The organism is Kitasatospora sp. NPDC059747 (assembly GCF_042732955.1).
GTDB lineage: Bacteria > Actinomycetota > Actinomycetes > Streptomycetales > Streptomycetaceae > Kitasatospora.
The window spans coordinates 106,077-117,742 of sequence record NZ_JBHWGV010000011.1; the positions used below are offsets into that span (position 1 = coordinate 106,077).

At 75.9% G+C, this 11,666-nt stretch carries 10 protein-coding genes; 7 read left to right on the plus strand and 3 right to left on the minus strand.

All coding sequences use genetic code 11. The features are described from left to right. Nucleotides 1-50: 50 nt before the first annotated feature. A complete protein-coding gene (locus ACFV4G_RS07610; protein WP_380437546.1) occupies nt 51-995 on the plus strand; it encodes a bifunctional riboflavin kinase/FAD synthetase in 945 nt (314 codons plus the stop codon). Between the two features lie 96 nt (nt 996-1,091). Here ACFV4G_RS07610 and ACFV4G_RS07615 read toward each other — a convergent pair whose 3' ends face one another. The 3 genes from ACFV4G_RS07615 to eccE all read right to left on the minus strand — a co-directional run bounded on the left by ACFV4G_RS07615 (nt 1,092) and on the right by eccE (nt 5,507). Continuing rightward, a complete protein-coding gene (locus ACFV4G_RS07615) occupies nt 1,092-3,296 on the minus strand; it encodes a MinD/ParA family protein (RefSeq protein ID WP_380437548.1) in 2,205 nt (734 codons plus the stop codon). Nucleotides 3,297-3,414: 118 nt separating this feature from the next. After that, nucleotides 3,415-4,179, minus strand: coding sequence for a hypothetical protein (locus tag ACFV4G_RS07620; RefSeq protein WP_380437550.1), 765 nt, complete (start codon nt 4,177-4,179; stop codon nt 3,415-3,417). Continuing rightward, on the minus strand, nt 4,179-5,507 hold the full coding sequence (gene eccE, locus ACFV4G_RS07625; protein WP_380437552.1) for a type VII secretion protein EccE: 1,329 nt from the start codon (nt 5,505-5,507) through the stop codon (nt 4,179-4,181). The genes ACFV4G_RS07620 and eccE overlap by 1 nt, the downstream gene beginning before the upstream one ends. A 166-nt stretch (nt 5,508-5,673) precedes the next feature. On the opposite strand from eccE, the gene eccB reads away from it, so the two are divergent. From eccB to ACFV4G_RS07655, 6 genes are all read left to right on the plus strand, one after another. Further along, nucleotides 5,674-7,359 (plus strand): type VII secretion protein EccB, encoded by a 1,686-nt coding sequence (gene eccB / locus ACFV4G_RS07630; RefSeq protein WP_380437554.1) that lies wholly within the window; start codon nt 5,674-5,676, stop codon nt 7,357-7,359. A 192-nt stretch (nt 7,360-7,551) separates the two neighbouring features. Next, on the plus strand, nt 7,552-7,857 hold the full coding sequence (locus ACFV4G_RS07635; protein ID WP_380437556.1) for a WXG100 family type VII secretion target: 306 nt from the start codon (nt 7,552-7,554) through the stop codon (nt 7,855-7,857). Nucleotides 7,858-7,937: 80 nt separating this feature from the next. Continuing rightward, nucleotides 7,938-8,228, plus strand: a complete 291-nt coding sequence (locus ACFV4G_RS07640) for a WXG100 family type VII secretion target (protein ID WP_380437558.1) — start codon at nt 7,938-7,940, stop codon at nt 8,226-8,228. A gap of 103 nt (nt 8,229-8,331) precedes the next feature. Further along, nucleotides 8,332-9,561 carry a type VII secretion-associated serine protease mycosin gene (gene mycP / locus ACFV4G_RS07645; protein WP_380437560.1) on the plus strand — a complete coding sequence of 410 codons (1,230 nt, stop codon included), beginning with the start codon at nt 8,332-8,334 and terminating at the stop codon, nt 9,559-9,561. A 150-nt stretch (nt 9,562-9,711) separates the two neighbouring features. Continuing rightward, the gene (locus tag ACFV4G_RS07650; RefSeq protein ID WP_380437562.1) at nt 9,712-10,254 is read left to right on the plus strand and encodes a SigE family RNA polymerase sigma factor; all 543 of its coding nucleotides are present in this window, start codon (nt 9,712-9,714) and stop codon (nt 10,252-10,254) included. Between the two features lie 54 nt (nt 10,255-10,308). Continuing rightward, complete coding sequence (locus ACFV4G_RS07655; protein ID WP_380437564.1) at nt 10,309-11,598, plus strand: hypothetical protein; 1,290 nt, start codon at nt 10,309-10,311, stop codon at nt 11,596-11,598. The last annotated feature ends 68 nt before the right edge of the window (nt 11,599-11,666 follow it).

Here is an 11,666-nt window from a genome sequence, read left to right on the forward strand (position 1 = left end):
CGTTTGAGCGTACAGAAGGTACGCGCCGTAGGGAACAAGGAGCGGTCAGGGTGCAGCGCTGGCGTGGCCTGGAGGAGATCCCCGGTGACTGGGGACGCAGCGTCGTCACCATCGGCTCGTTCGACGGGGTGCACCGCGGACATCAGCTGATCATCGGACGGGCGGTCGAGCGGGCCCGCGAGCTCGGCGTCCCGTCCGTCGTCGTCACGTTCGACCCGCACCCGCGCGAGGTCATCCGCCCGGGCAGCCACCCCGCGCTGCTCGCCCCGCAGGCCCGGCGCGCCGAGCTGATCGCGGGCCTCGGCGTGGACGCCGTGCTGGTGCTGCCGTTCACCCCGGAGCTGTCGCAGGAGTCGCCGGAGACGTTCGTCCGGCAGGTGCTGGTGGACGCGCTGCACGCGCGCGTCGTCATCGAGGGCCCCAACTTCCGGTTCGGGCACCGGGCCGCCGGTGACGTGGCGCTGCTCACCGAGCTGGGCCGGGCGGCCGGGTTCGACGTCGAGGTGGTCGACCTCCAGGTGAGCGGTGCGGCCGGCGCGGGCGAGCCGTTCTCGTCCACGCTGACCCGCCGCCTGGTCGAGACGGGCGACATGGCCGGGGCCGGCGAGGTGCTCGGCCGTCCGCACCGGGTCGAGGGCGTCGTGGTGCGCGGTGCGCAGCGCGGGCGTGAGCTCGGTTACCCGACCGCCAACGTGGAGACGGTGGCGCACAGCGCGATCCCCGCCGACGGCGTGTACGCGGGCTGGCTGACCGCCGACGGCGAGAGGATGCCGGCCGCGATCTCGGTGGGCACCAACCCGACGTTCGACGGCACCGCGCGCACCGTCGAGGCGTACGCCATCGACCGGGTCGGCCTGGACCTGTACGGGCTGCACGTGGCCGTCGACTTCCTGGCGTACCTGCGCGGGATGGAGAAGTTCGACTCGATCGAGGCGCTGCTGGTCCGCATGGCCGACGACGTCAAGCAGGCCCGCGAGCTGACCGACGGCGCCTGAGCCGCGCCGCCCGGCCGGTACGAAGGCCCTGGCCCGTGCGTAGGACCCGGCCTGTGCGAGAAGGGCCCGCCGACCTGGTCGGCGGGCCCTTCGGCGTCACTGCGGGGGCTGCGGCGGGTAGCCGTAGCCGGGGGGCGGCTGGTACCCGTCCGGCTCCGCCGGCGGGGCCGGGTGCGGGGCGGCGGGCTGGGGCCACGCCGGCGCGGGCGGCTGCGCGCCGCCGGGGTGGGGCTGCGGGTAGCCGTACCCGGCGGGGGGAGGCGTCTGGCCCGGCTGCGGGTAGCCGTAGGTCCCCGGCGGCGGGGTCTGGCCGGGCTGCGGCGCCCACGGCGTGCCCGGGGCCGGCTGGGCGGCTGGTGCCGGATACGGCTGGGCGGGGGCCTGGTAGGGCTGCGGCTGGCCGGGCTGCTGCTGCGCGTACGGCTGCTGCGGCGCCTGCTGCTGGGCCTGTTGCTGCCAGCCGCCCTGCTGCTGGGCGGCCTGCTGGGCCCGGATGATGTCCTCGCCGACCAGGGTGGCCAGCTCGAAGTACGCCTCGCGGACCTTGGGGCGCATCATGTCGAGGTCGACCTCGGCGCCGGCCGCCAGGCTCTCGTCGAACGGCACCACGATGACGCCGCGGCAGCGCGTCCGGAAGTGCGCCACGATGTCCTCGACCTTGATCAGCTTGGCGGTCTCGCGCACCCCGGAGACCACCGTGATGCTGCGCTGGACGAGGTCCGCGTAGCCGTGCGCGGAGAGCCAGTCGAGCGTGGTGGAGGCGCTGGAGGCACCGTCCACGCTGGGCGTCGAGACGATGATCAGCTGGTCGGCCAGGTCGAGCACCCCGCGCATCGCGCTGTACAGCAGGCCGGTGCCGGAGTCGGTCAGGATGATCGGGTACTGGCGGCCCAGCACGTCGATGACCTGGCGGTAGTCCGAGTCGTTGAAGGTGGTCGAGACGGCCGGGTCGACGTCGTTCGCCAGGATCTCCAGGCCCGAGTGCAGGTCCTGCGAGGTGAACTGACGGATGTCCATGTAGCTGCGCAGGTGCGGGATGGCCGTCACCAGGTCGCGGATGGTCGCGCCGGTCTGGCGCTTGACCCGGCGGCCGAGGGTGCCGGCGTCCGGGTTGGCGTCGATCGCGATCACCTTGTCCTGGCGCTCGCTGGCCAGCGTCGCACCGAGCGCGGTGGTGGTCGTGGTCTTGCCGACGCCGCCCTTGAGGCTGATCACGGCGATCTTGTAGCAGCTCATCACCGGCGTGCGGATGATCTCCAGCTTGCGGCCCTTCTCGGCCGCCGCGGCCTTGCCGCCGAACTGGAACCGCGGCTGCTGGCGCTGCTGCTTGGGCTGGCTGCGCAGCAGGCGGTCCGAGGACAGCTCGACGGCGGCCGTGTAGCCGAGCGGGGCGCCGTGCGCGGCCTGCTGCGGGGCGGGGCCCTGCGGGAACCCGGCGGGCGCCGGGGCGCCGGCCTGCTGCGGCCAGGGCTGCGCGGGGCCGGGCTGGGCCGGCGGGGCGGGCTGCTGGTAGGCGGCGGGCTGCGGCCAGCCGCCCTGGCGCGGGTCGACCGGCGCGGTCTGCGGAGCGGGCTGTGCAGGGGCGGGCGGTGCCGGTGCGGGCTGGGGCTGCGGCTGAGCGGGCTGCTGCGGCTGAACGGGCTGCGCCTGGGCCGCGGCCTGCTGGGCGGCCCACGCGGCGGCCTGCAGGTCCTGCAGGTCCTGCGGGGCGGCGGGCGGCTGCGCGAACGACGGCGGCGGGGCCGGCGGGCCGGGCTGCACCGGCGGCACGGCGGCGTGCGCGTCCGGGAACGGCTGCGGGTCCGCGTACGGCTGCGGCGCGGCCGGGCCAGGCTGCTGGTGCGCGAGCGGGGCCGCCGGGGGCCAGCCGGGGGCGACGGCCGGCGGCTGCTCGTGCTGGACCGGGGCCGGCGGCGGGAAGGCGGCGTGCGGGGCCTCGGCCGGGGCGGGCGCCGGCCCGGGCGCGGCCACCGGGATCGGGGCGGGTGCGGGCGGCTGCTCGGCGACGGGGGCGTGCGCGTGGGCGGGTGCGGGCTCGCTCACCGGAGCGGGGAAGGACAGCGGGGCCGGAGCCGGAGCCGGCGGCGGCACGACGGCCGGAACCGGGGCCTGGGCCGGAACCGGGGCCTGGGCCGGGCCCGCCGGATCAGGGGCGCCCTGAGCCGCCGGCTCGGCCGGGCCCGCCGCGCCGTCCGTCCGCACGTACCAGGACGGGGGAGTGTAGTCGGGGGCGTCGGACCAGTCGTCGTCGTCCTCCGCCGCGTTGTGGCCGACGTAGACGCCGTCCCGATCGCTGCTCACTAGGGCTCCCTCGTGTTCGCCGCCGCTTGTTCAGCGGTGCCGTTACCGCCTCAAGACTAGGCCGTACGGCCGACGTCGTTGTAGGCGGACTCCGATCCCGGCCGGTCGGCCGCACCGCTCAGGCGGGCGGGTCCACCCGGCGCGGCGCGCCCAGGAGCTGCAGCTCCGCCTGCCCGGCCACGGCCCGAACGTACTGACGGTGCATCCGCGTCGTCCAGAGCGTCAGGTCGTCGCCGAGGGCGGGCAGCGCGGCGACGTCCTCCGGCGGCAGCGACAGCGCGTGCCGCAGGATCCCGGCCTCCTCCGGCTGGACCCGCTGCACCCCGACGAGGTCGGCGGCGCCGACCAGCCGGGCGGCCTCCGGGAGCAGCCACGGCAGCACCGTCAGCGTGGTCTGCCAGGGCGTGGCGGACAGCCGGCTGCGCGGCGGGCGGGCGGTGAGGTCGCGCACCACCAGCACCGGCGAGGTGACGGACGCGCCCTGCGGGCCGAGCCGGCCGGCCTGGTGGACGGTCACGCAGGGCTGCCCGCCGCCCGCGGCCCGCGCCAGCGCGCTCCAGGCCTGCGGGCGGGCGGTCTCCACCGCGACGCGCGCGCCGGTCGAGGCGGCCCGCAGGGCGATCAGCCGGGCCGTCCACAGGCCGCCGACGAGCACCAGGTCGTGGGCGCCGGGCCGGAAGAGCCCCAGCACCGAGGGCCGGCCCTGGACGTCCACGCCGATCGGCACGCCGTCGTCGCCGACGGGGAGGGCCAGCGCGCCCAGGTCCGCGGCGGCCAGCACGTGCTTGTCCCGGCGGGGGCCGCGGAGGCCGAAGCCGGGCAGGATCCGCGGCCGGGGGCGCGGCCGCGCGGTGGCGGGGCGCGGGCGGGTCGGGTGGGCCATCAGGCGGTTCCTCCCAGCGGCAGGGTGGCGAGGACGCCGGGCGCCTGTTCCAGGTCGAGCCGGCTCAGGCCGAGGCCGGCGTCCCGGGCGCGGGACTCCACCTCGCGGCAGGTGGCGGCGAGTTCGGCCTCGTCGCGTCCGGTCAGCCGCAGGTGGCCGGCGAGGGTGACGGAGCCGCCGCTGGCGTGCCCGAGGGTGAGGCTGAGGGTGCCGGCCAGTGCGGGGGCGCCGGTGAGCCGGTTGACCAGCTCGGGCAGGGGCGGCTCGCCGGGGTGGCCGGGGCGGGGCCAGCGGGAGATCCAGTAGGTGCAGTGCCAGCGGTCGTCGATCCGCCAGTGGCGGCGGCCCTCCCGGGTCCGGCGGGTGGCGCCGGTGCCGCCGCCGCTGCCCTGGAGCCCGGCCGCCGCGAGCGGGTTGGCGCACGCGGCGGTGGCGAGGGCGGTGATCAGCTCGCGTTCGTCCAGCACCGTCGCGCGGAACCCGGCGCCGTCGAGCCGCCCGGCGAGCTGGTCGGTCACCCGCTGGAGCGCCCTGCGGGCGCCCTCCTCGCCGCCGCCGCGGGCCCGGACGGCGGTGGCGGCGCGCTCCGGGTCGAGCTTGAGCGCCACCCAGGTGAGCCGCAGCGCGGGGGTCGTGGCGCCGCCGGGCAGCTCGCGGTGGGCGCGGGCGGCGAGCGACTGCTCGGGCAGGTGCGGGGCGGGGGCGGGCTGGGTGTACTGCACCAGCTGGACGGATTCCAGGGTGATGTCGTCGACCCGCAGCGCCGAGCACAGGACGTCCAGCGGGAGCGGCCGGTCGCCGCGCGCCGGGCGCAGCGGCCGGTCCCTGGACTGGACCAGCAGCACCGAGCCGAGGTAGGTGCCGTCGCCGATCATGCCGGTCTCGCGGCGGACCGTCCGTCCGCCGAAGTCGGCCTCGGCGGCGTGGGTGTACGTGCGCAGGGCCGGTTCGAGTTCCAGCAGCGGGGCGAGCGTCGGGTCGGCGCCCGGCGGCGGCAGGGTCGAACTGGCCACCCTGAGCCGGGACCTGAGCGCGGATCGGGCCGAGAGGAGCTCCGGGAGGGTCCGGCCGCGCAGCGGGACGAGGCCGGCCAGGACCAGGGCGAGGCCGAGCGCGCCGAGCACGGCGGTGGCCGTCCGGCCGATCGTCCAGCCGATCGCGACGAGGGCCAGGGCGGCCTCGACCAGCACGAGTCGACGGAGCAGCCGGCGGCCGCCGGGCAGTGCGGACGACGAGTGGACGCGGACCGCGGCGGGTCGTCCGCCGCCGGCGGGCGGCTGCCCGCCCGGTGCCGTGCCACGTCGTCCCGGAGCGGTCTGGCTTGGCATCCCCCGGCTGACCCCCACTGCTCGGTTGACAGGCCGCTGGCTCGTCAACGGACCGTGCCCGTACGGTACTCATCGTCCGCTGCCGCATCGTAGAGGGTTCGAGCGCGTTCTCGCCCGCGATGGCGGACTCGGGGGCAGGGCCGGTCGGACAGGGGAGACGACGAGGATGGCATCGCGGCGGGACGAGCTGAACGCGTACACCTTCGCCCGCAGGCGGATGGTGGGCGCGTTCCTGCTGCCGGGTGGCGGGGGCGGTGACGAGGACGCGCCGCGTCCGCTGCGGGCGGTGCTGCCGGGTCTGGTCGTCGGGGCGGTGGTGGTGGCCGGGTTCGGGGTGTGGGGGGTGTTCCGCCCGAGCGCCCCGCTGCACTGGGACGACGGGCGGAACGTGGTCCAGGGCAAGGGGTCGACCACCCGGTACGTGGTGCTGACGGACCCGGACGGGCGGACGAAGCGCCTGCACCAGGTGCTGAACATGTCCTCGGCGCGGCTGGTGCTTCCGGCCGGCGCGAAGGTGGTGGTCGTCGACGACGACGTGCTCGACCGCTACCCGAACCACGGTCCGACGATCGGCATCCCGTACGCCCCGGACAAGCTGCCCGGCAAGGAGAACGTGAGCCGGGCGATGAAGTGGTCGGTGTGCGACCGCCCCGGTTCGGACGCGAGGCAGGAGACCGTCGACCAGGCGCTGTTCGTGGCGGCGGGCGCGGACGCCGCGACGCTGGGCGCCAAGGGCCGGGTGCTCGGGCCGGACCAGTTGCTGCTGGTCCGGCAGGCGGCGGACCAGCAGGTCACCGCCGCGGCCGGGGCCGGGCCGGGGGACGCGGGGGTCTACCTGGTCGACGCGCAGGGCCGCCGGCACCGGATCGGTTCCCCGCAGGCGGACGACCACGAGCGGAAGTCGCTGATCACCGCGGTCTTCGGGCCGAATGCGGTGCCGCAGCCGGTCAAGCGCGAGTGGCTGGACACCCTGCTGCCCGGCAGCGCCGTCGTCTTCCCGCGGGTCGACGGGGCCGCGGACAGCCAGGGCGCCAACTCCACGGTGGCGCTGGAGAACCAGGCCGACCGCAGGATCGGCCGGCTGGTGCACTACCGGGACCGCAACTACGTCGTCGGCCGGGACCGGCTGTTCCTGGTGACGCCGTTCCAGGCCGAGCTGATCCGGCAGAACCCGGCGTACCAGATGCTGTACCGGTACGACCCGGACAAGCAGCCCCGCAACGACGAGATGACCCCGTCCGACCAGGCGAGCTTCGGCACGGCCACCCCGCTGCCGAACGCGGGGGACGGCGACTGGCCGCTCAAGTCCGGTGCGCCGGTGAACGACCGGCAGGACCGGCAGGACGCGCGCACCGTCGTGTGCAGCACCTTCGACGGCGTCGCCGAGGACGGCCGCACCCCGAAGCGCAGCGTGTGGGCGGGCCCGGAGTACCCGGCGCAGTACGACAACGGCGCGGGTGCGGCCCACGTGACGCCCGGCCACGGGCTGTTCTACCGCGCGACGGACAACGGCGCGGGCGGCTCCGGCACCGACTTCCTGATCACCGAGACGGGCCTGCGCTACTCGGTGCCCGCCAACGGCGACGGCGGCCGGGGTCCGTCGGCCCCGCCGGGAGCCCAACCGGGCCAGGGCGGTGCCCCCACGTCGTCCCCGCCCCGGCCGAGTACGGCGGGCCCGGCGGCTCCGGACCGGACGGAGGCGCCGCAGCAGCCGGACGAGCCCGGCGGCAACCAGGCGCGCCTCGGCTACCAGGGGGTCCAGCCGCTGCCGGTCCCCCGCGAGTGGTCGGACCTGGTGCCGGCCGGCCCGCCGCTCAGCGCGAAGGCCGCGGCGCAGCAGCAGAACGCGTGATCGGCCGTGTGCCCAGGGCGAGTTGTGGGCCCGTCGGGGCCGCTGTCACGGTCCGATGACTACTCTGCGTTCGGAGTTGGGTGAGCTGCGTATGCCGACTACAGTGCTCCTGGACATCACAGGGGTGATGACCCGTCGGGTCGGACGGCCCGTCGGTCATGGAGTGTCTGTCTGTTGGGGGACGGTGGAGCATTGAGTGCCAACCAGTTCACGATGACCGCGCAGGAGATGCAGGCTTTCGCGAGGCACATCGAGGAGGTCATCGGCAAGATCGGCCAGGAGCGCACCAAGCTCAACAACACGGTGGAGCACGTCGGTGCCGGCTGGGCAGGCCAGGCGGCCGAGGCCTACAAGGCGCTCCAGCACCGGTTCAACGAGGACATCGACGCCCTCAACGGGTCGCTGAAGGCGATCAAGGACGCGATCGAGCTGACGACCAAGTACTACGCGGAGACCGAGGCCCAGCAGCAGCAGCAGTTCAGCGGCGCCCAGGGCTGATCGCCGCCCCCGGCCCGCCTTCCGGGCCGGACACCGATCACCGCACCGCGAACTGCCCGCATCCTCGATTGGGAGACATCGTGACCGACCGGATCCTCGTCAACTTCGACGCCGTCCACAGCGCCGCCGAGCAGGTCAAGGCCTCGGCCGCCCAGATCGACCACCTGCTGCAGGAGCTCAAGCAGGGCGTCACCAAGATCTCCGCGAGCTGGGAGGGCGCGGCCCAGCAGGGCTACCGGGCCCACCAGGCGAAGTGGGACGCCAAGGCCGCCGACCTCCAGCAGGCCTGCGCGCAGATCGCGGCCGCGCTGGAGTCCGCCGCGCACGGCTACCGCGCCACCGAGACCAAGAACACCAACGCCTGGACCTGATCGCTCCTCCCGGCGGGAGGGACGGACGCGCGGGGCGGGTGCCCGGATCCCGGGCGCCCGCCCCTGCGCGCGGGTGCGGCCGGACGACGTGAGGGGAGGCAGGGTGTCCGCACGCGGGTACCGCAGGACGGCCGCGGCCCTGGCCGCGTTCGCGGTGCTGGCCGGTCCGGCCGCCGCCCCGGCGCGCGCCGACGGCCCCGGCGTGGCCGCCGCCGGGGACTGCCCGTCCCCCGCGCCCGACGTGCAGGTCGTGCCGTGGGCGCTGCAGCGGCTGCTGCTCGACGAACTGTGGCAGCACGGCCGCACGACCGGCGAGGGCGTCACCGTCGCGGTCGTCGACACCGGCGTGGACGACCGCAACCCGCAGCTGGCCGGCCGGGTCGCGGACGGCGGCAGCCTGCTGGTCGACCGGGAGAGCGGCAAGCGGGTCGAGGGCGGCGGCAAGGACGACCAGGTCGGCCACGGCACCAAGGTGGCGGGCATCATCGCCGCCGCCCGCTCCGACCGGACCGGCTTCGTCGGACTCGCCCCGGGCGCGAGGATCCTGTCGATCCGGCAGAACGACAGCGCGGGCAACGGCGACGTCGCCACCCTCGCCGCCGCCGTCACCCAGGCCGTCCGGGCGGGCGCGCGGGTCGTCAACATCTCGCAGGACGTCCGCGGCGCGGACACCACCGGCTTCACCGGCTACGCCGAGCTGAAGACCGCCGTCGAGTACGCCGAGGCGAACCGCGCCGTGGTGGTCGCCTCCACCGGCAACGACGGCCGGGAGGGCGACACCTACCCCGGCGCCTTCCCCACCGTCCTCGCCGTCGGCGCCTCCGACCGCAACGACGAGCGGGCCTCCTTCTCCCAGTACGGCGACTTCGTGAAGGTCGCCGCGCCCGGCGTCGGCGTGCTCTCCACCGTCCCGGGCGGCGGCCAGTGCGCCGACAGCGGCACCAGCTTCGCCGCCCCGTACGTCTCCGGGCTGGCCGCGCTGCTGATCGGCGCCCACCCCGGCTGGAGCGCCGCCCAGGTGCGGGCCTGGATCGAGCAGACCGCGCAGCGCACCGAGCACGGCCCGAACCGCTTCATCGGCTGGGGCGTGGTGGACCCGGTGCGGGCCGTCACCAAGGCCCCGGACGACCCGCCCGCGCAGGCCTCGCCGGACGCGCCCGTGCGCCTCGCCGCCGTCCCGGTCGTGCCCCGCCCGGCCGGCCTCGGCGAGACCCGGGCCGACCGCGACCGCCTCACCGCGACCTACGTGCTCGGCGCGGGCGCGCTGCTCGCCGCGCTGGTGATCGGCGGCGGCGTCGTCCTGCGCGACCACCGGCGCCGCACCGCCGGCTGACCCGGCCGCCCGCCCCCGCCCAGCCACCCTCACGGAGCCGTCCCCCCAGACCGTGCTCCCCCAAAGTCGCCCCGACCCGGCTGTAACATCCCGCGCCGGCCGCCGCATCCAAGAGGTGTCAGCGACCACGAGCCATGGGGGACAGCGCAGATGAGGCGGATCGGGGCGGGCCGGGAGGCCAAGGACGCGGAGTTCCTGGAGCTCGTGTCCAGCCGGACCGGTCAGCTGTACCGCTCGGCCTGCCTGCTGACCAGCGGCGACACCCACCACGCCGAGGACCTCGTGCAGGAGGCCCTCGGCCGGATGTACGTCCTCTGGCGGCGCAGCGCCTGGACGGGCGGGTGGCACCGGATCGACAACCCGGCGGCCTACGTCCACACCGTCATGGTGCGGACCTTCCTGGCCCAGCAGCGCCGCCGCTCCAGCACCGAGCGCCCCACCGGCGACCTGCCCGAGCCCGAGGGCCGGGAGGCCGACAGCACGCTGCGGCTGACCCTCCTCGACGCGCTCGGCCGGATGCCGGCCAAGGACCGGGCGGTGCTGGTCCTGCGCTACTGGGAGGACCGCAGCGTCGAGGAGACCGCCGAGGTGCTGCGCGCCTCCTCCGGCGCGGTCCGTACCCGCACGACCCGGGCCCTGGCCCGGCTGCGCACCCTGCTCGGCGACTCCCTGGCCGAACTGGCCACCCGCTGAGCCCCGTTCGACACCCGACCGACGACATCCGAACCGAAGAGACGGTGATCAACCATGTCCGAACCGGACACGTTCGAGGACGACCTGCTCTACGCGATGAGCCGCACCGGCGAGGCCTTCCGCTCCGAGCGCGCGGGCCTGGCGGCCGGCGGCCTGGACCTCGGCCGCCGCCGCTGGCGCCGCCGGTCCGCCGCCGCCGTGGTGAGCGGCGCCGCCGCGCTGGCCCTGGTCGGCACCGGCGCGTTCTACCTCTCCGGCGCCACCGGCGGCTCCCCGGTCGCCGCCCCGGCCGAGGCCGCGGCCGCCCCGGCGACGAGCGGCGCGGGCACCGCCCCCCTCACCACCACCCCGGCCGCCACTGCGGCCGCGACGAAGGCGGCGGCGCCGGCCGCCCCCGTCACGGACAAGGAGATGCTGGCCGCCTTCCAGGCGCTGCTGCCCAAGGGCGAGGTGACGGAGGCCAAGGGCGAGGGCACCGAGAAGAGCACGACCCCGTACGCCCAGCTGGTCTTCGACGACGGCCAGGGCAAGTCCCTGATGAGCGTCTCGGTCCAGAGGTTCTACAAGGGCCAGGAGCAGCAGCGCACCTGCCCGACGGACCTCAGGCTCGCCAACCTGGACTCCTGCAGCGTCACCACGCTGCCGGACGGCTCCACGCTCATGCTCTCCCAGGGCTACGAGTACCCGGACCACCGCGCCACGACCAAGGAGTGGTGGGCGACGGTGAGCCGCCCGGACGGCGGCCAGGTCTCCTTCAACGAGTGGAACGCGGCGCAGGAGAAGGGCGCGCCCGACAGCCGCCCCAACCCGCCGATCACCCTGGAGCAGGCCAAGGCGATCGTCACCGACAAGGTCTGGGACAGGGCCGTCGCGGCGGTCCGCTACAACGGCATCGACCCGGCGGTCGAAGATCCGGGCGTCACGCCGGACGAGAAGCAGGCGATCCTGGCCGGGCTGCTGCCCGCCGGCTTCGCGGTCCAGAGCCGCACCACCCACCTCGTCACGGACATGTACCAGCTGACCGGTCCGGACGGGGCCAAGGGCTCGATCTCCGTCCGGCTCGCGAACTGGTCGCGCCCGTTCGACGACCCGCAGACGCAGCAGTCGATGGACCGGGGCCGCGCCTCGCAGCTCAAGGACGCCACCGTCCTGCCCGACGGCACCAAGGTCGTCGTGAACGAGCCCGGCAGCGGGTCCAACCCGAAGTTCCCCTACACGCGGGCCGCGGAGCTGCACCCGGACGGGACGTACATCGAGGTCGACGCCACCGAGGGCAAGGACCTGCTCACCCTCGACCAGCTGAAGGCGATCGCGGCGAGCCCGAAGTGGCAGGTCAGGAAGTAGGGACCCGACGACACGGCGGTGCCCGGCGGGCGGCGGGGAGACGGCCCGGGGGGCGCGCCGCGGGGGGC